Source organism: Xanthobacter sp. NM-59 (assembly GCF_021401125.1).
Classification (GTDB): Bacteria; Pseudomonadota; Alphaproteobacteria; order Rhizobiales; family Xanthobacteraceae; genus Xanthobacter.
Window position 1 is genome coordinate 50,620 of record NZ_JACBFQ010000015.1, and the last position, 19,562, is coordinate 70,181.

Sequence of the window (19,562 nt, forward strand, 5' to 3'; positions counted from 1 at the left end):
CTACCATTTCTGCGTTGCGTTCGGGAGACGCTTTGCTGCGGTGCATTCACTGGCGCGCCCGGGCCGTTGCCGCGGGAAACCATGCCGGGCCGGCTTTTGCGCGTTTCCTTCGCCCGGAAACGTTCTAGGTGGCGCTATGGGTGAAAGCCGAGAGCTTGGCGACGAGTTCGGCCTGGCGGCTGATGTTCAGCTTCTGGAACACGCGCTTCAGCACCACGCGGGCGGTGCCCTCAGTAATGTGCAGCTCGTGGGCGGCGTCCTTCAGGGTGGAACCGGCGCCCAGCAGGGCCGCGAGGCGCGCCTCGCCCAGGGTGAGTTCGAAAGCGTTGCGCAGCACGCTGGGGTCGATGACCCGATCCTGCTCCAGTGGCTGGGCAAGCACCAGAACATGCCCCCGGTGCTCGCCGTCGCTGAGATGGTGCGCCGACGCGCCGACCATGGGCAGGGTCCACACCACCAGGGGGGAGGCGCCTTCTGGGCCGGAAACGGTGGTGGGCTGGGGGGCGCCGCCCTGTTCCGCGAAGCCCTCGCGGGCCCGCTGCAGGGCGGTGGCGAAGGCCTCGTGCTCGTTCCGCTGCGCCGGCGTCACGCGCCCTTCAGCATGGTTGAAGTAGCTGCCGATGAGCTTGCGCGCGGTCTGGTTCATGAGCAGGGGCCGCTGTTGCTCATCAAGCACGAAGGCGGCGCGGTCCATGCTGTCGAAGGCGGCGGTGGCGGAATGGCCGGCCGTGCGCTGGGCCGCAAAGCGCGAGGAAATGCGCAGCGACTGCTCCAGGTGCCGCGAGACCAGGCGCAGGGTCTCCATTTCCTCGGCGGCGTAGGGCCCCTTGGTCTTCGCCCGCTGCACCACGAGGCCGGTGGGGGCGCCGAGATCGGCATGGATCACCGCCGCCATCTGCCAGCCCAGCCCCACCCGCGGCAGGAACTGCGCATAAAAGGGCTGCTCCTCGATCCGCGCCTCTCCGAGAATATCCTTGTCGCAATAGACGTCGCCGGCCTGGAAGGCGATCTCGATGGACTGGTCGAGCCAGGGATTGTGCTGCCACCACCCCTCGTCCGTGTAGATGCGCACGGCATCCGACAGTCCCGGCGAGAAGGTCGCGATGTCCCAGGAGCCGGAAGGCTTGCGCGCATAGACCAGCGCGCCGGTGGAGCCGGAAAGGGCGGCGATGGCGTCCATGGCGCCGTCCCAACGCTCCGGGCTGAGGGTCGCCTCGTAGATGCGGTAGAGCACGTCACTGAACGTCAGCAAGATCCACGCTCGCGCCTGATGAGGGAGGGAAGCGCCAGGCCGGAAGCCGGCGGGCAGGGTCGAAGGTATAGCGGGACGCATTCTGAATGTTCAAGGGTCTAGATGATGTCCGCTCGCTCCGGAATATCCCGTCTGGGAGATGACGGGCCGGCAGCTTTTATGCGAGCTCATGACCGCCCGAGGCGCGTGCATCGACCCGGTTGTGGCAGTCGTTTGACTGTCATTGCGGGGCGCAGCTGAGATGGAGATGTCATGGGACACGCGCTAAGATTTCCAGCCGGGGCCGGGCACCTTCAGGGAAGGCACTGTCCGCGCGGGTACAATCTCTACGGTCCTGCCTCACTTCTATCCTCTGCTGGCGAGGAAGGGGCCCGCGTCTGTCGTCGGTAGGCGGGGGCGGCTGACGGTGCGTCGGCTGGCGTCTCAGCGAGGCGAGCCGCTGAAGCCTTCTCCAAAACCCAGAAAATGGCCACGTCGAGCGGACGCATGTGGCTTGATCGTGAAGCGCGTAGATTTACGGGCTTGACGAGCAAGAGTTGCGGTTTCTAGCTGTGTCCCGTTCGAGAGTGCAGTGCATCACAGGTGCCGGCAGTCTGGATTGCGCGCTTGTGAGCATCGATTGGGCCGAGCTGAGCGAGGTATCGATGAGCAGCGAATCCACCCCCTCAACGCCTACTCCGATCCTTGATCCGCGCGCTTGGAGCGCTGCGGTTCTGCCTTGGGCGAAATCCTTTGGCGCTGGCGCGACGCCGTCGGCTTCGCCAGCCGCCTGGGCCGGCGCCTGGCCCGCAGCGGGCGCCACGGGCGGGCCCCTGGGCGAATATCTGCTCGATTCCTGGCAGCGCTCCGTGCTGTTCCTGGATCTGCTGCGCCAGCGCGGCAACGAGCAGGAGGCGATCACCTCGCGCCCGCAGGCGACGGTGCTCACCTTCGACCATGAAGTGCTGATGAGCGGCCGTGCTCTGCCACGCCCCATCAACTATTCCCTGTCCCGCATCGTGCCGCCGGCCGGCATGGAGGTGGACCCGCGCAAGCGCCCGGTGGTGGTGGTGGACCCGCGCGCGGGCCAGGGGCCGGGCATTGGCGGCTTCAAGACCGAGAGCGAGATCGGCGAGGCGCTGCGGAACGGCCATCCGGTCTATTTCATCGGTTTCGCGGCCATGCCGGAGCCGGAACAGACCTTCCTGGACGTGGTGGAAGGGCAGGTGGCCTTCTTCGAGCGCATCGTGGAGATGCACCCGGACGCGCCGCGCCCGTTCGCCATCGGCAACTGCCAGGCCGGGTACCAGACGCTGATGGTGGCGATGCTGCGCCCGGACCTGTTCGGCCCCTGTATGGTCGCCGGCTCGCCCATCTCCTACTGGCAGGGCGTGCACGGCAAGAACCCCATGCGCTATTCCGGCGGCCTGCTCGGTGGGTCCTGGCTGACGGCGCTGGTGAGCGATCTTGGCCGCGGCAAGTTCGACGGCACCTGGCTGATCCTGAACTTCGACAATCTGAACCCCGCCAACTGGCTGTGGGGCAAGCAATATGACGTCTATTCGGCGGTCGACACCCAGGGCCAGCGCTATCTCGAATTCGAGAAGTGGTGGGGTGATTTCATCACGCTGAACGGCACTGAGATTCAGTTCCTCGTGGACGAATTCTTCGTCGGCGACAAGCTGACCCGCAACGAGGTGCGCTCCACCGACGGCAAGGTGTTCGACCTGCGCAACATTTCCTCGCCGGTGATCGTCTTCACCTCCGAGGGCGACAACATTTCGCCGCCGCCCCAGACGCTGGGCTGGATCCTCGACCTTTACAAGGACGTGGACGACATCCGCGCCGAAGGGCGCACCATCGTCTATTGCATGAACCAGAAGGTGGGCCACCTTGCCATTTTCGTGTCCTCCAAGGTGGGCGCGAAGGAAGACGAGGAAATGGTCCGCCTGATGGACCTCATCGACTGCCTGCCGCCGGGCCTCTACGAGCTGGTGATCGAGCCGGCGACGCAAGCCGAAGCGAGCGCGGCGGGTGCGGGCAAGGCCCCGTGGCACAGCCGCTTCGAGGCGCGCTCGCTGGACGATATCCGTGCCTATGGGCGCAATACGGTGGAGGATGATCGGGCCTTCGCGGCGGTGCGCCGGCTGTCCGAGATCAACCATTCCCTCTACCGCACCTTCCTGCAGCCGACGGTGCGGGCTATGGCGACGCCGCAATTCGCGGACCTGCTCTTCAAGGCCAATCCGCTGCGGGCGAGCTACACCGCCTTCGCAGACTCCAACCCCTTCATGAAGGGCGTGGCCAAGCTGGCCGGCGAGATTAACAAGGCCCGCAAGCCCGCCGCCGCGGACAACCCCTTCCTGGTGGCGGAAAAGGCGCTGTCCGACCAGATCAACACCAGCCTCGACACCTTCCGCGATGCGCGCGACCAGTGGGTGGAGAAGGCCTTCTTCGCCATTTACGGCTCGCCGGTGGTGCAGGGCATGCTGGGCCTGAACCTGGACGAGAAGGTGCGCCAGCTTCCGGCCAACAGCCCGCAGAAGGAGGCCTTCCGCGCGCACAAGATGGAGGAGTTCCGCTCTCGCCTGAAGCAGGGCGGGTTCAACGAGGCGCTGGTGCGCGCCGCGCTCTTCGTCATCTCGGCGGAACGCACCATGGACGAATGCGTGGCCAAGTCGCTCAACGATGCGCGCGGCCGGCTGACGCAGCTCTCTCTCGACGAGTTCAAGGCGCTGGTGCGCGAGCAGTTTTACATCCTGCTTTTGGAGCGGGACGCGGCGGTGGAGGCTATTGCCGATCTCGTGAGCGAGCCGGCCAAGCGCCAGGAACTGGCCGCCACCGTGGCGTCCATTGCGGCGGCGGACGGCACATACACCCTGGCCGAGCAGCAGCGGGTGGAGCGGCTGGCGGCCATCCTCTCCACCGCCGTGCCCAAGGATCCCGCTTTGGCTCTCGCGGCGGACAATGTCCGCCAGATCGCGGCGAAATCCTCCAACTGAGGTGATGCGGACGGTGTCGCCGTCCGCCCATCCTCCTGCGGCCTTGGTGTCCGCGACCATGCCGTGCGCGGTCCCAGGTCCGCGCCGGCAAGGTGCCGCCGCGCGCCTGGGGGCCGCTCAGGTGTCGGGCGGGGCCCTGAAGTCGCCCCTGGAAGCATCCGGTGGGTATCCGCCGCCGGGGTGAGGTCGGGAATTTGCGCCTGCGCTTTGCGGTGAGCCACCTGCCGGCTCCCGGAAGACGCCCCAATTTGGAGGCTGAGGACGATGCCAACGGTTGCGAACCGTCTTTTCGAGGAGATCAAGCCGGGCGACAGTGCCGCGACCGGGCGCACCGTGCGCGGCTCGGACCTGAGGGCCTGGGCCAGCGCCTTCGGCGATGCGGGCGTCGTTGCCGGCATCGGCGAGGGGCAGGCGGTGGCAGGGATTTCGGCGTCGCTGTTCGCGGCGCTGGTGGGCTCGGCTTTGCCGGGGCCGGGCGGTGTCATCCGCAACAGCGCCGTGACGGTGTGCGGGGCCCTGCCGGTGGATGCTCCCCTGACCGTGAGCCTCGAGGTGAAGGAGACCCACGCAGCCGACAAGACGCTCCTGCTCGAAGGCCGCCTCGCCGGGCCGCATGGCGGACTGATCGCCACAGCGACCATCACGGTCGCCGCACCCACCCACGCGGTGAAGGTGGAGGTGCCGGAACATCGGCTGGAAGGGTTGCTGGAACGCTGCCGGGGCCTGAATCCCATGCCGACGGGCGTGGTTCATCCCTTGAGCCTGGATGCCATCGCCGGGGCGCTGGACGCGGCGGCGGCGGGCCTCATCCTGCCCGTTCTGTTTGGGCCGGAAGCGGATATCCGCCGCATCGCACAGGCGGGCAAGCTCGACCTTTCGGGCGCCCGTATCGTCTCGACCTCGGGAGAGGAAGAGTCGGCGGCCAAGGCGGCCGCCGCGGCCGGGGCCGGGGAGGTGGCGGCGCTGATGAAGGGCAGCCTCCACACGGATGTTCTGCTCCACGCGGTGGTGCAGAAGGAGGCGGGCCTGCGCACCGGGCGCCTGCTGAGCCATTGCGCCCTCATGGCCGTGCCCACCTATGCGCGGCGCGTGGTGGTGACAGACGTCGCCCTCAATATCGCGCCCAACACCGACCAGAAGCGGGACATCTGCCAGAACGCCATAGGTTTCGCCCGTGCGCTCGGGGTGGAGAAGCCGAAGGTTGCCGTGCTGGCGGCGGTGGAAATGGTGCGCACGCGCATGGCCGCCACCCTGGACGGCGCCATCCTGGCGAAGATGGCGGATCGCGGCCAGATCGTCGGCGGCATCGTCGACGGGCCGCTCGATCTCGACGCGGCGGTGGATCCGGAGGCGGCGCGGGTGAAGCACATCGTTTCGCCGGTGGCGGGTGCCGCGGACGTGCTGCTGGTGCCGAACATCGAGGCCGGCAACATGGTCTACAAGAATCTCGCCTTCATGTCCGATGCGCAGACCGCCGGTCTGGTGGTGGGCGCGCGGGTGCCGGTGATGCTGACCAGCCGCGCCGACAGCGCTGCCGCCCGTCGCTTCTCCGCCGCCGCCGCCGTGCTCTACGCGGATGCGCTGAGGCGCGAGCCGGAAGCCATCTTGCCCGTGACCGCCGACTGACGCCCCACGGGCCGGACGAGGTTCTGGCCTTCCCCCTGTCTTTCCGTCCCCTGTCTTGTCGTCCCCAGTCTATTCGTCCGCCGCGTCAGCGAGGCGCCCCGTCGACCGTCTCTTCCGGGAGCCAAGGAGCAAAGACCCATGACCGATGCCGTTCTGGTGGTGAACTCCGGATCCACGAGCCTCAAATTCGCTGCCTATACGACGGACAAGGACGCGCGGCTGCTGTGCCGGGGCGTGGTGGACAGCATGTCCACCGACCCCCATTTCATCGCCAAGGAGCCCGGCGGCAAGCCCATCGATGCCCATGAATGGGGCGAGGGGCAGGTGCTGCACCACAAGGCGGCGCTCAATTTCATCATCAGCTGGCTGGAGAAGCACGAGGCCAACATCAAGGTGACCTGCGCCGGCCACCGGGTGGTGCTGGGCGGCACGCGCTTTGACGGCCCGGCCCGCATCACGCCCGACGTGCTGGACTATCTCGACAGTCTCGCGGTGATGGAGCCTTCGCATCAGGCCTTCAACGTGCGCGGCGCGCGGGCCATCGCGGAGGATTTTCCCGGCCTGCCGCAGGTGGCGGTGTTCGACACCTCCTTCCACCGGACCATGCCCGAGGTGGCGCAGATCTATCCGCTGTCGAAGGCCCTGCGCGACACCGGCGTGCGCCACTGGGGCTATCACGGCATTTCCTACGATTATATCAGCCGCCAGGTGCCGAAGGTCGCGCCCGGGGCGCGGCGGGTGGTGGTGGCGCATCTGGGGGGCGGCGCCTCGGTGTGCGCCATGCTCGACGGCAAGAGCATCGAGACGTCCATGGCCTTCGCCGGCCTCACCGGCCTGCCCATGGCCACCCGCTCCGGCGACGTGCCGGCGGACGTGATCTTCTATCTGCTGCGGACCAAGGCCGGAACCGATGCCAGCCTTGAAAAGGAACTCTACGGCGATTCCGGCCTGCTTGGCCTTTCTGGCATCAGCAGCGACATGCGGGTGCTTCAGGAAAGCACGGAGCCGCAGGCGCAGCTCAGCGTGGATTACTTCGTCTACAGCCTCGTCAAGTTCATCGGCTCCTACACCGCGCTTCTGGGCGGGCTCGATGCCCTGGTGTTCACCGCGGGCATTGGCGAGAACTCCGCCCCCGTGCGCGCCAAGACCCTGGAGCGGCTGGAATGGCTGGGCCTGAAGCTGGACCCCGCCGCCAATGCCGGCAACGGGCCGCGCATCACCACCGCCGACAGCAAGGTGGCGGCCTTCGTCATCCCCACCAATGAGGAACTGATGATCGCCCGGCACACGCTGGATCTGGTGGCCGGCGCCTGAACACGGCCGGCGTCGCTTGCATCGAAACACATTGCCTGGGCGCCCACTACACGCTTACCTTGCGTGATGTGACGTCCCCTCGCTCTGACCCGCTGGCTTTATGCCGCGCTCGTCTTGCTGAAAGGAGTAGTCCGCCGTGTCCTCCAGTCCTTCCCCGAAGCAACAGGATGCGTCCGCGGCGCCGGCCGGCGCCGATCTCGAAAAGATGCCGCTGGACCAGGTGTTCCGCGCGCTGGGCGTGAAGACGGACCAGGGCCTTTCCACCGCGGAGGCGCAGAAGCGCCTCGAAACCTACGGCCCCAACGCCATCATCGCCAAGGAACGCAGCCTGCTGTCCCGGCTGCTGGGCTATTTCGCCGGCCCCATCGCCTACATGATCGAGGCGGCGGCGGTGGTCTCCGCCATTCTGGGCCACTGGCAGGACTTCACGGTCATTGCCGCCTTGCTGGTCTTCAACGCGGCGCTCGATTTCTGGCAGGACAGCAAGGCGTCCAACGCCTTGGCGGCCCTGAAGAAGGGTCTCGCGCCCGAGGCCACCGCGCTGCGCGACGGCCAATGGGCGAGCGTGGATGCCGCCAAGCTGGTGCCGGGCGACGTGGTGAAGGTGCGCCTTGGCGCGGTGGTGCCGGCGGACCTGCGCCTGTTCGGCCCGGGCTATGCGGCCATCGACCAGTCGGCGCTCACGGGCGAATCCCTGCCGGCGGCCAAGAAAGAGGGGGACGAGGCCTATTCGGGCAGCGTGGTGAAGCAGGGCGAGATGGCTGGCGTGGTCATCGGCACCGGCGGCAACACCTTCTTCGGACGCACCGCCAAGCTGGTGGCCGGGGCGGGCTCCGTCAGCCATGCTCAGAAGGCCATGTTCGACATCGGCAACTTCCTCATCGCGGTGGCGGTGGTGCTGGCCCTGGTGCTGGTCGCGGCCGAGGTGTGGCAGCGGGCCGTGGTGGCGCAGGACTGGAAGTGGGATGACGCCCTGGGCATCCTCCAGTTCGTGCTCATCCTGCTGGTGGCCTCCATTCCGGTGGCCATGCCGGCCGTGTTCTCCGTCACCATGGCCTTGGGCGCGCTGGCGCTCTCCAAGCAAAAGGCCATCGTCTCCCGCCTCGAATCCATCGAGGAGATGGCGGGTGTGGACGTGCTCTGCTCGGACAAGACCGGCACGCTGACCAAGAACCAGCTCAAGCTGGGCGAGCCCATCCTCATCGCCGCCACCGATGGCCAGGACGTGATCCTGGCCGGCGCCCTGGCCTCGCGGGAGGAAGATCACGACGCCATCGACACCGCCGTCATCGAGGGCCTGAAAGACCCGGCGGTGGTCAAGACCTATACCCAGACCGCCTTCGTGCCCTTCGACCCGGTCACCAAGCGCACCCAGGCGACCGTGAAGGACGCCAAGGGCACGCTCATCAGCGTCGCCAAGGGCGCGCCCCAGGCTATTGTCGAGCTGGCGAAGCCGGCGGCGGACATCGCCACCAAGGTCAACGACACGGTGGCGGCGCTGGCGGCCAAGGGCAATCGCGCTTTGGCGGTGGCGCGTTCGGAGGACGACGGCAAGACCTGGACGCTGCTCGGCATCCTGCCCATGTTCGACCCGCCGCGCGACGACAGCCGCGCCACGCTGGACGCCGTGGGCGAGAAGGGCGTGCGGGTGAAGATGATCACCGGCGACGACACCGCCATCGCCATCGAGACCGCCCGCCAGCTCGGCATGGGCACCAACATCCTCACCGCCTCGGACGTGTTCCCCAAGGACATGGACCCGGACCATGTGCCGGCCAACATCTCCGATGCCATCGAGCGGGCGGACGGCTTCGCCCGCGTGTTCCCCGAGCACAAATATGCCATCGTGAAGGCCCTTCAGGCGCGCGGCCACATCGTCGCCATGACCGGCGACGGAGTGAACGACGCCCCCGCCCTGAAGCAGGCGGACTGCGGCACCGCGGTCTCGGGCGCCACGGACGCGGCGCGCGGGGCGGCGGCCCTCATCCTCACGGCGCCGGGCCTTTCGGTCATCAACAGCGCCATCGACGAGGCGCGGCGCATTTTCGGCCGCATCACCACCTACACCATCTATCGCGTGGCGCTGACCATGGACATCATGTTCCTGGTGGTGCTCTCGACCATCCTGCTGGGCTTCCAGCCGCTCACCGCCATCATGATTGTCATCATCTCGCTGCTGGATGACATCCCGATCATGACCATCGCCTACGACAACACGCCGGTGAGCCAGCAACCCATACGCTGGAAGATGCCGCGCATCCTCAGCGTGTCGGCGGCGCTGGGCTTCTTCTCGGTGGTGCAGTCGTTCGGGCTGCTGCTGGCGGGCATGTGGGCCATCAACTCCGTCGCCGGCCATGTCTATGGCCAGATGCTGGGGCTTGCCGACACCACCCACCTGCAGACGGTGATGTTCCTTCAGCTCGTCACCGGCGGCCACCTGCTGCTGTTCGTCACGCGCTCGGAGAAGTGGTTCTTCCTGCCGCCGTTCCCGGCCTTGCCGCTGGTCTCGGCGCTGCTCTCCACCCAGGTGCTGGCGATGCTGATGTGCGCCTATGGCTGGTTCGTGCCCGCCATTTCCTGGGAGGCCATCGGCGTCGTGATCGCTTACTGCTTCGTGTGGACCTTCCTCCTCAGCGCCCTGCGCATCGTGGTGGAGCGGCTGGTCAGCCACCGCACGTCCTCGCGCCTGCGGGCCATCCACATGTTCACGCAGCGCCTGCGGGCCTGACGCCCCCGCGGCCCCGGCGAAGATCCGCCGGGGCCGCAATGCGTCTCATCTGGAAGCAATGCTGACCTGAATAGTTGGGGGAAGCCGTATTCCCGTGTGTTGGAGCGGCGCCCTAAAGTGCTTTTGGCCGGCTCGACCTTGTCCGATATGAGGGCCAGGGTGGAAGGCGGCGGTTTCACCGAGAAGGAGAGCAGGATGGGCCTGCGCAAGAAGCTCATCGTCGAGCCCGGCACCCGGGTGCGGCTGAAGGATGTGGATGCCGCCTTCCATGGCGATTACGCATCCGCCGAGCACGCCAAGGAGGACCTGGCGAAGAATGTCGCGCGTCTCGCCGAGCTGCAGCAGAAGCTCTATGGCGAGAAGAAGCACGCCCTTCTCGTCGTGCTCCAGGGCATCGATGCCGCCGGCAAGGACGGCACCTGCTGGCATGTGATGGCCGCCATGAACCCGCAGGGCACCTATGTGACCGGCTTCAAGCAGCCCACCGAGGAAGAGCGCCTGCACGACTTCCTGTGGCGGGTGCATCCCCATGCGCCGGGCCTCGGCCAGGTGGCGGTGTTCAATCGCTCCCATTACGAGGACGTGCTGGTGGTGCGCGTGCACGATCTGGTGCCCAAGGAGGTCTGGTCGAAGCGCTACGACCTGATCAACGATTTCGAGGCGATGCTCACCCAGTCCGGTGTCACCATCCTCAAGTTCTTCCTTTACATCACCCCCGAGGAGCAGCTGGCCCGCTTTGCCCAGCGTCTCGATGATCCGGCCCGCCAATGGAAGATCTCAGAGGCGGACTATAAGGAACGGGCGTTCTGGGACCAGTATATTGCCGCCTATGAGGACATGCTGGCGAAGTGCTCCACCGAGCACGCCCCGTGGTATGTCATCCCCTCCAACCACAAGTGGTTCCGCAATCTCGCCGTCTCCAAGATCATCGAGGAGACACTGGACGAGATGAACCTGAAGCTGCCGGCGCCCACCGTGGACCTGGAGCAGATCCGCCGCGACTACCATCACGCGGTGAAGGCAGAGAAATCGGGCAAGAGCGCCTGACGGTGGCTTGGGCCCGGGCCGGCGCACCTGTGCCGGCGCCGGGCCGGGCATTTCCGCGCGGGGGCGAATCGTGAAAAGCTCCCCGCCCGTCCATGCCCGAGGGCGCGGACACGACACACGGCGGAACCCATGGGTCTGACCTACCTGATTTTTCTGCTGGTCTATGTCGCCATGGGCTTCGGCAAGCTGCCGGGCTTCAAGGTGGACCGCACCGGCGCGGCCATTGTCGGCGCGCTGGCCATGATGGTGGCCGGCAGCATCAGCCCGAAGGCGGCCTGGGATTCGATCGACTACAGCTCGGTCGGCATGCTGTTCGGGCTCATGGTGGTTTCGGCCGCGTTCGTGGTGTCGGGCTTTTATGGCTGGACCGCCAACAAGGTGGCGATGCTGCCCGTCAGCGCGCCGGTTCTGCTGGCCGTGCTCATCGCCGTCGGCGGGCTGCTCTCGGCCGTGCTCACCAATGACGTGGTGGTGGTGGCGATGACCCCGCTTCTGGTCTCGGTGACGCTGGCGCGCGGGCTCAATCCCGTGCCGTTCCTGCTGGCCTTCTGCTTCGCGGCGAACACGGGCTCGGCGGGTACCCTCATCGGCAGCCCGCAGAACATGATCGCGGCCCAGCAGCTCGGCCTCTCCTTCAACGGCTTCCTGGCGGTGGCCGCGGTGCCGGCCCTTCTGTCCCTGCCTCTGGTGTGGCTCATCGTGGTGTGGCTCTATCGCGGCCGCTGGACCCTGGCGCAGCCGGAGAGCGAGCACCCGACCGTCGCGACCGTGGCGGTGCCGACACTGGACATGGCGGAAACGCTGAAGGCCGGCGCCATGACCTTCCTGGTGGTGCTGGCCTTCGTGGTCAGCGACTGGCCGCGGGATCTCATCGCGCTGGGGGCGGCCGGCGTGCTGCTCATCAATCGCAAGATCGCCTCCAGCGACATGCTCAAGCATGTGGATGGCAATCTTCTGCTGCTCATCATGGGCCTGTTCGTGGTCAATGCGGCCATGGCTGCCACAGGGCTGCCGCAGAACCTGCTCAACGACATCCGCGGCGCCGGCCTCAACCTGAACGAGCCGCTGTCGCTGTTCCTGGTGAGCGGCGTGCTCAGCAATGTGGTGGGCAACAATCCGGCGGTGATGCTGCTGGTGCCGTTCCTGGATCCCGGCCAGTCCAAGTCGCTGGCGGACGCGCTCGGCGCGGCGCTGGCGCTGGGCACCGGCTTTTCCAGCAACCTCATCGTGTTCGGCAGTCTGGCAGGTATCATCGTGGTGGAGCAGGCGGCGGCCTGCGGCATCAAGATCTCCTTTGGAGAGTTCGCCCGCGCCGGCGTGCCGGTGGCGCTGGCCTGCATGCTGCTCGCGGTGGGGTGGATCGTGCTCATCTCCCACTGACGCGGGTTTGCCGCCGGCCCGTGCGGCCGCGCCTGTGGCCTACGGGCCACAATCCCTGTTTGCGGTGACGATACGGTGCACGATTTTCTTTCATTGCTCCTGCGCCTTTGCTGAAAGTCAAATAAACCATCACGAGGTGGCTCCATCATCCGGCGCAGGCTTCGCCGGAAGGCGGGCAAAATCGGGGGTGGGATATGTCACAGACGGAAGTGGTGACAGCGGGCGCGGCTGGGGCGGCGCCGCCACAGGCGCAGAAGAAGGCGTCATCCTCGGCCGGCGCCGGGGCGCGGCTTGATGCGGCGGGCATCGCGGCTCAGTTCAGCGCGCTGGGCAGCTCGCCCCAGGGGCTGGCGGCAGCCGAGGTCAAGGCCCGGCAGGAGAAATACGGCCCCAACGCCATTGCCGCCCACGAAGAGAGCCGCTGGCAGAAGCTGCTGGGCTACTTCTGGGGTCCCATTCCCTGGATGATCGAGGCGGCGGCGCTGCTCTCCCTGCTGCGGTTCGACTGGCCCGATTTCTCGGTGGTGATGGGCCTGCTCATCTACAACGCGATTGTGGGGTTCTGGCAGGACAGCAAGGCCGCCAGCGCCCTGGCGGCGCTCAAAAAAGGCCTAGCCCTGAAGGCGCGCGTGCTGCGCGACGGGCAGTGGGCGACGGTGGATACCGCCGAGCTGGTGCCCGGCGACGTGGTGAGCGTGGCCGGCGGCGACACCCTGCCGGCCGACCTCATCCTGACGGACGGCAAGTATCTCTCGGTGGACCAGGCGGCGCTGACCGGCGAATCCCTGCCGGTGTCCAAGAATGTGGGCGACAGCGGCTATTCGGGGTCCATCGTCCGCCAGGGCTCCATGACGGGCCTCGTCACGGCCACGGGAAACAACACCTTCTTCGGCCGCACCGCCAAGCTCGTCGCCTCGGCGGGCTCGAAGTCGCACGCCGAAAAGGCCGTGCTGCAGATGGGCGACTTCCTCATCATCCTGTCGGCGGCGCTGGCCATGGTGCTGGTGTTCGCACAGGTGCACCGCGACATCGTTCACGATGGCCATTGGGAATGGCAGCATGCGGGCAATATCGTCCAACTCGTGCTGGTGCTGCTGGTGGCCTCCGTGCCGGTGGCGACGCCGGCGGTGATGTCGGTTACCATGGCTCTCGGCGCCCTGGCCTTGTCCAAGCGGCAAGCCATCGTCTCGCGCCTGTCGGCCATTGAGGAGCTGGCGGGCGTGGATGTGCTGTGCTCGGACAAGACGGGCACCCTCACCCTGAACCAGCTGACCCTGCAGGCCCCCATCCCCTGGGCCGGGGCCAAGCCGGAGGAGCTGATCCTCGGCGCGGCCCTCGCCTCGCAGAAGCAGAGCGATGATGCCATCGACAAGGCGGTGCTGGCGGCGGTGAAGGATCCGCAGGTGCTGGCCCAATACAAGCCGGTGGATTTCACGCCCTTCGATCCGGTGAACAAGAAGACCGCGGCCACGGTCACCGGGCCAGATGGCAAGACCGTGCATTATGCCAAGGGGGCGCCGCAGGTGATGGCGGCCCTCTGCGGCCTCTCGGCGGAGAGCGCCAAGGACTATTTCGCGGATGTGGACCGTCTGGCCCGCAGCGGCACCCGCGCCCTGGGCGTGGCCCGCTCCCAGGACGGGCAGAGCTGGACCCTGCTGGGCCTGCTGCCCATGCTCGACCCGCCCCGCCCCGATGCCGCCGAAACCATCGCCCGCGCCAAGGAACTGGGCGTGACGGTGAAGATGGTGACCGGCGACGACGTGGCCATTGGCAGCGAGATCTCCCGCCAGCTCGGCCTGGGCGATCACCTTCTGGTGGCGAGCGAGGTGTTTGGGGAGGATTCCAATCCCGATCACATCGCCATCGATGCCGCCCGCGCGGTGGAGGTGGCGGACGGCTTCGGCCGCGTGTTCCCGGAGCACAAGTTCCAGATCGTGAAAGCGCTGCAGGAGCGCGGCCACATCGTCGCCATGACCGGCGACGGCGTGAACGACGCGCCGGCGCTGAAGCAGGCGGACTGCGGCGTGGCCGTCTCCGGCGCCACCGATGCGGCCCGCAGCGCGGCGGCGCTGATCCTCACCGCGCCGGGCCTTTCGACCATCATCCACGCCATCATGGAGGCGCGGGCGATCTTCGAGCGGATCACGAGCTATATTTATTACCGCATCGCGATGACGCTCAACATCATGTTGGTCGTGGTGCTGACTTATCTCGTCTACAACTTCATGCCGCTGACCGCGATCATGATCGTGTTCCAGGCTCTTCTGGACGACATCCCGATCATGACCATCGCCTATGACAATGTGAAGGTGCAGGACAAGCCGGTGCGGTGGAACATGCACCGCATCATCTCCTTCTCCACCATCATGGGCATCATGGCGCTGGTGCAGAGCTTCGGCATCGTGGTGATCGGCATGTTCTGGATGAAGAGCCCGGAGCTCACCGCCATCCTGCACATGGACTATCCCCATGTTCAGACCATGTTGTTCCTGCAGCTGGCGGCGGGCGGGCACCTCCTGTTCTTCGTCTCGCGCGTGCAGGGCACCTTGTTCCTGCCGCCCTATCCCAGCTGGCAGGTGCTCACCGCGGTGATGGGCACCCAGGTCTTCGCCATCTTCATGTGCGCCTTCGGCTGGTTCATGCCGGCTTTGCCGTGGCTGCTGATTGGCGTGGTGTGGGGCTACTGCCTGGTGTGGATGGTCATCATGGACGTGGTGAAGCTGTTCTACTTCCGCATCGTGAATGCGCGCGACCGCAAGAGCAGCATCATCGATGCCTCGATCGGGCCGGTGATGCCGGGCTGAGACGCCGGCACCCCGTGAAAGGCAGAAGGCCGGCGGGAGGCTCCCGCCGGCCTTTTTCCTGGGCTGCGTTCCGGTACCCTTCGCGCTCACTCCGGCCGGAAGGCCAGCAGGCGCAGGGCGTTCATGGTCACCAGCACGGTGGCGCCGGTGTCGGCGAGGATGGCGGGCCACAGGCCGGTGATGCCCGCCACCGTCGTCACCAGGAACACCGCCTTCAGGCCCAAGGCGATGGCGATGTTCTGGTGAATGTTCCCCATGGTGCGCCGCGACAGGGCGATCATGGCGGGAATGTCCCGCACCCGTCCGTGGAGCACGGCGGCGTCGGCGGTCTCGAGCGCGACATCGCTGCCGCCGCCCATGGCGATGCCGATGTCGGCGGTGGCGAGCGCGGGGGCATCATTGATGCCGTCGCCCACCTTGGCCACCACGGCGCCCTTCGCCTTCAGCTCGTTCACGATGCGCTGCTTGTCGGCGGGCAGCAGCTCGGCTTCCACCGCGATGCCGAGGCGCGCGCCGATGGCCTCGGCGGTGCGGCGGTTGTCGCCGGTCAGCATCAGCGTTCGGATGCGGGCACCGGCCAGGGTGCCGAGGGCGCTCGCCGCATCCGGGCGGGGCTCGTCGCGCAAGGCGAGGGCGCCGGCCAGCACGCCATCCACCACCAGCACCGACACGGTCTTGCCTTCCTTGTTGAGCGCGGCGATGCAGGCGGCCTCGACCTCGCCCATCCGCGTGCACTCCCCGGCGGCGGCAGGGGAGCCCAGGAAGAGCGCGCGGCCCTCCACCTGCGCCGTGATGCCCTTGCCGGGCAGCGCCTTGGCCTCCTGCGCCGTGGGCACGGCGATGGCGTCGGCCGCCGCGCGCTCCAGGATGGCGCGGGCGAGGGGGTGGGACGATCCCGTTTCCAGGCTCGCGGACAGGCGCAAAACCTCCTCCGCCGGCAGGGCGAATGGCAGGATGTCCGTCACCTCCGGCCGTCCGGCGGTGAGGGTGCCGGTCTTGTCGAAGCAGACGGTGTCGACCTTGCGGAAGGTCTCCAGCACCGCGCCGCCCTTCATGAGCATGCCGCGCCGCGCGCCCGCCGAAAGCCCGGCGGCGATGGCGGCGGGTGTGGAGATGACGAGGGCGCAGGGGCAGCCGATGAGCAGCAGGGCGAGGCCCTTATAGATCCACTCATCCCAGGATGCGCCGAAGGCCAGCGGTGGAACCACCGCCACCAGCACGCCCACGCCCAGCACGGCGGGCGTGTAATAGCGCGCGAAGCGGTCGATGAAGCGCTCTGTGGGGGCCTTCTTCTCCTGCGCCTCCTCCACCAGCCGCACCACGCGGGCGATGGTGTTGTCCTCCGCCGTGGCGGTGACCTTCACGCGCAAGGCCGCATCGCCGTTGACGGTGCCGGCGAAGACGGCATCCTCGGGGCCCTTGCGCACGGGTGTGCTCTCGCCGGTAACGGAGGCTTCGTCGATGTCGCTTTCACCGGCGATGATGATGCCATCGGCCGGCATGCGGTCGCCGGGGCGCACGAGGATGGTTTCGCCCAGCGCGAGGCTCTCCGCGCTCACCTCGCGCACGCCGCCATCGCGCTCCACCCGGGCGGTCTTCGGCACCAGGGCGGCGAGGGAGGAGATGGAGGCGCGCGCCCGCCCCGCCGCGACCCCCTCCAGCAGCTCGCCGACCAGGAACAGGAACACGACCGCGGCCGCTTCCTCCGCCGCGCCCAGGGCCACCGCGCCCAGGGCGGCGATGGTCATGAGCATCTCGATGGTGAAGGGCATGCCGTCGGCCGCGGCGGCAATGGCGCGCCGGGCAATGGGCACCAGCCCCACCAGCATGGCAAGGATGAAGAGCGGCGTGTCGAACTGCGGCACCACGAGGCCCGCCACGAATGCGAGCGCCAAAGCGATGCCGCTGGCGAGGGTCAGGCGCGCCTTGGCGGAACGCCACCAGGGGCCGTCGGTCGCTTCGGCTCCGTGAGCATGGGCGGAGGCGGGGCGTGCCTCCGCGGCGGTGGGCCCGCAGCCGGAGCAGCAGCCGTGCTCGTGCTCACCATGCTGGTGCTCACCATGGGCGTGGCGGTCATGGTCATGCTCAGCATGGGCATGGTCGTGATCGTCCTTTCCATGGGCGTGCGCGTGGGGCGCCCGGGCGCCTTCCGCCGGCGCGGAGGGGGAGGCGGGCAGGGGCGCGAGGGTGTAGCCCAGGGCGCCGAGCCGCTGCTTCAGCCGCTCCAGGTCCGCCTGTGGTCCATGGCGGAGTGTCAATGTGCCCGCAGCCACCGAGACGGACACCTCCTCGATGCCGTCGACACGCCGCGCGGCGCCTTCAATCTTGGCCGCGCACGACGCGCAATCCATGCCGGTGACGCGAAACCGGGTCTGCGCAATGGGAGCGTTCACGATGACCCCTTTCCCTGAACTCCCGGGCACCCTACATCCTCTAGCGACTAGAGGAGCAAGGGGCGGAGGCGGGAAAAATGAGCGAGGGCGTATCCATCGGGGCGGCGGCGAAGGCGAGCGGGGTGAAGGTGCCCACCATCCGCTTCTATGAGCAGATCGGGCTGCTTCCCCCCATGCTGCGCACCGAGGGCAACCGGCGGCTCTACGGGCCGGCGGACCTGAAGCGCCTGGCCTTCATTCGCCACGCGCGCGAGTTGGGCTTCGAGATCGAGGCGATCCGCGAGCTGCTGGCCTTGCAGGACCACCCCGAGCAGTCCTGCGCGAGCGCCGACGAGATTGCCCGCGGGCGGCTCGATGAGGTGCGCCAGCGCATCGCCAGCCTGAAGGTCCTTGAGGTGGAGCTGGAACGCATGGTGGCGGAATGCAGCCATGGCCGGGTGGCGGAATGCCGCGTCATCGAAGTGCTGGCCGATCATTGCGAATGCCGCTTTCACGGACATGGCGAGGACACCAGCGCCACCGCTTGAAGCTCTCCCGGGGGAGGACTGCGGGCCACCGCCGCGTTGACGCTTGGCGCCGTCCGCCATAACGGTGGCGACAGTCGATGCCGGAGTGCCCGTCCGCGCACGTGAGAGGGCTCGCTTCCGGTTTCGCTTCCCGCCAGCACGGTTGCCCCAGCCAAGGTTGCGCCCGCCATGAACAGCGACCCCGATGCCGCCGGCGCTTCGCCGCGCCACTCCCCCACGGGCACGCCGGGTGAGGTGTTCCGTGCCTTTCTGAAGCTGGGCTTCACCTCCTTTGGAGGCCCCATCGCCCATATCGGCTATTTTCGCGACGAGCTGGTGCTCAGGCGCCGCTGGCTGGACGAGGCCCATTTCGGTGATTTGGTGGCCCTGTGCCAGTTCCTGCCCGGGCCGGCCTCCAGCCAGCTCGGTTTCGTCCTCGGCATTCTGCGGAGCGGCAGCCTTTGGGGCGGGCTCGCCGCGTGGCTCGCCTTCACGGTGCCATCGGCGGCGGTGCTGGTGGCGGTCGCGCTCACGGCGGCGGCGTGGGAAGGGGCCTGGGCGGCGGGCGTGCTGCACGGGCTGAAGCTGGTGGCGGTCGCGGTGGTGGCCCAGGCGGTGTGGGGCATGGCGCGGAACCTGGCGCCCGACCAGCCGCGAGCCGCCATCGCCCTTTGCAGCGTGCTCCTGGTGGTTTTTGTCGGCGGTGCGGTGGGGCAGGTTGGTGCCATCGCTCTGGGCGCGCTCGCCGGCCTGTGGTTCTGCCGCGGCGGGGCTGCCGCCATCGGCCGGCCGATGGCGGTTCCCGTGTCGCGCCGCCTGGGTGTGGCCCTGCTGGCGCTGTTCGCGCTGCTGCTGTTGGTGCCGCCGCTTCTGGTGGGGCAGGGGCAGGCGGTGGCGCTGTTCGAGGCCTTCTATCGCTCGGGGGCTCTGGTGTTTGGCGGCGGCCATGTGGTGCTGCCATTGCTGCAGGCGGCCGTGGTGACGCCGGGCTGGGTGAGCGCCACCGACTTCCTGGCCGGCTATGGTCTCGCCCAGGCGGTGCCCGGGCCGCTCTTCACCTTTGCCGCCTATCTCGGCGCCATCATGGAGCCGCCGCCGCATGGCATCGGGGGTGCCATCCTGGCGCTCGTTGCCGTGTTCCTACCCGGGCTGCTGCTGGTCACGGGCATGCTGCCCTTCTGGAACGCCCTTCGGGAGCGGCCCCGTGCCCAGGCCGCCATGCGCGGCGCCAATGCCGCGGTGGTGGGCATCCTGGGCGCTGCGCTCTACGATCCCGTGTGGACGAGTGCCGTCTTTGCGCCGGCGGATTTTGCCTTGGCCCTTTCGGGCTTCCTGCTTCTCACCCGCTGGCAGGCCCCGCCCATCCTGGTGGTGGCACTGCTCGCCGGCATCGGCCTGCTGCGGGCCATCGCCTAGCACTACTTTGGCAGATTAACGGATTGATAACGTTGAGGTGTTGAGGTTTGCGCCCGGATGGGAGCGCAGGCCATGGCGAACTGGGATGAGGCGCTGGGGGAGTTCCTGAAGCCGT

General features: G+C 67.8%; 11 protein-coding genes. 9 read left to right on the forward strand and 2 right to left on the reverse strand.

Annotation, left to right across the window (positions count from 1 at the left end):
• Positions 1-124 precede the first annotated feature (124 nt).
• A complete protein-coding gene (locus L0966_RS20845; protein WP_234054008.1) occupies positions 125-1,252 on the reverse strand; it encodes a LuxR family transcriptional regulator in 1,128 nt (375 codons plus the stop codon).
• Positions 1,253-1,896: 644 nt separating this feature from the next.
• On the opposite strand from L0966_RS20845, the gene L0966_RS20850 reads away from it, so the two are divergent.
• The 7 genes from L0966_RS20850 (at position 1,897) to L0966_RS20880 (ending at position 15,132) form a co-directional block, all read left to right on the forward strand.
• Entirely contained in the window at positions 1,897-4,233 is a 2,337-nt protein-coding gene (locus L0966_RS20850; protein ID WP_234054009.1) for a DUF3141 domain-containing protein, read from the forward strand.
• Positions 4,234-4,497: 264 nt separating this feature from the next.
• The gene (locus L0966_RS20855; protein ID WP_234054010.1) at positions 4,498-5,859 is read left to right on the forward strand and encodes a bifunctional enoyl-CoA hydratase/phosphate acetyltransferase; all 1,362 of its coding nucleotides are present in this window, start codon (positions 4,498-4,500) and stop codon (positions 5,857-5,859) included.
• A 138-nt stretch (positions 5,860-5,997) separates the two neighbouring features.
• Positions 5,998-7,173: an acetate/propionate family kinase gene (locus tag L0966_RS20860; RefSeq protein WP_234054011.1), complete on the forward strand. Its 1,176-nt coding sequence runs from the start codon at positions 5,998-6,000 to the stop codon at positions 7,171-7,173.
• 136 nt (positions 7,174-7,309) lie between these two features.
• Complete coding sequence (locus tag L0966_RS20865; RefSeq protein ID WP_234054012.1) at positions 7,310-9,901, forward strand: plasma-membrane proton-efflux P-type ATPase; 2,592 nt, start codon at positions 7,310-7,312, stop codon at positions 9,899-9,901.
• Positions 9,902-10,096: 195 nt separating this feature from the next.
• Positions 10,097-10,948 (forward strand): polyphosphate kinase 2 family protein, encoded by an 852-nt coding sequence (locus L0966_RS20870; RefSeq protein ID WP_234054013.1) that lies wholly within the window; start codon positions 10,097-10,099, stop codon positions 10,946-10,948.
• A gap of 129 nt (positions 10,949-11,077) precedes the next feature.
• A complete protein-coding gene (locus L0966_RS20875) occupies positions 11,078-12,328 on the forward strand; it encodes an SLC13 family permease (RefSeq protein ID WP_234054014.1) in 1,251 nt (416 codons plus the stop codon).
• A 194-nt stretch (positions 12,329-12,522) separates the two neighbouring features.
• Positions 12,523-15,132 carry a plasma-membrane proton-efflux P-type ATPase gene (locus L0966_RS20880; protein ID WP_234054015.1) on the forward strand — a complete coding sequence of 870 codons (2,610 nt, stop codon included), beginning with the start codon at positions 12,523-12,525 and terminating at the stop codon, positions 15,130-15,132.
• An 86-nt stretch (positions 15,133-15,218) separates the two neighbouring features.
• On the opposite strand, the gene L0966_RS20885 is transcribed toward L0966_RS20880, so the two are convergent.
• Positions 15,219-17,525 (reverse strand): heavy metal translocating P-type ATPase, encoded by a 2,307-nt coding sequence (locus L0966_RS20885; RefSeq protein WP_370640793.1) that lies wholly within the window; start codon positions 17,523-17,525, stop codon positions 15,219-15,221.
• A 77-nt stretch (positions 17,526-17,602) separates the two neighbouring features.
• On the opposite strand from L0966_RS20885, the gene L0966_RS20890 reads away from it, so the two are divergent.
• A complete protein-coding gene (locus L0966_RS20890) occupies positions 17,603-18,052 on the forward strand; it encodes a helix-turn-helix domain-containing protein (RefSeq protein WP_234054016.1) in 450 nt (149 codons plus the stop codon).
• 168 nt (positions 18,053-18,220) lie between these two features.
• Entirely contained in the window at positions 18,221-19,447 is a 1,227-nt protein-coding gene (chrA, locus tag L0966_RS20895) for a chromate efflux transporter (protein WP_234054017.1), read from the forward strand.
• Positions 19,448-19,562: the final 115 nt, after the last annotated feature.

Coding starts and splice junctions, on each gene's coding strand:
- L0966_RS20860 (WP_234054011.1), top strand. CDS start 5,998: ATGACCGATGCCGTTCTGGTGGTGAACTCCGGATCCACGAGCCTCAAA.
- L0966_RS20870 (WP_234054013.1), top strand. CDS start 10,097: ATGGGCCTGCGCAAGAAGCTCATCGTCGAGCCCGGCACCCGGGTGCGG.
- L0966_RS20880 (WP_234054015.1), top strand. CDS start 12,523: ATGTCACAGACGGAAGTGGTGACAGCGGGCGCGGCTGGGGCGGCGCCG.
- L0966_RS20890 (WP_234054016.1), top strand. CDS start 17,603: ATGAGCGAGGGCGTATCCATCGGGGCGGCGGCGAAGGCGAGCGGGGTG.
- L0966_RS20855 (WP_234054010.1), top strand. CDS start 4,498: ATGCCAACGGTTGCGAACCGTCTTTTCGAGGAGATCAAGCCGGGCGAC.
- L0966_RS20850 (WP_234054009.1), top strand. CDS start 1,897: ATGAGCAGCGAATCCACCCCCTCAACGCCTACTCCGATCCTTGATCCG.
- chrA (WP_234054017.1), top strand. CDS start 18,221: ATGAACAGCGACCCCGATGCCGCCGGCGCTTCGCCGCGCCACTCCCCC.
- L0966_RS20875 (WP_234054014.1), top strand. CDS start 11,078: ATGGGTCTGACCTACCTGATTTTTCTGCTGGTCTATGTCGCCATGGGC.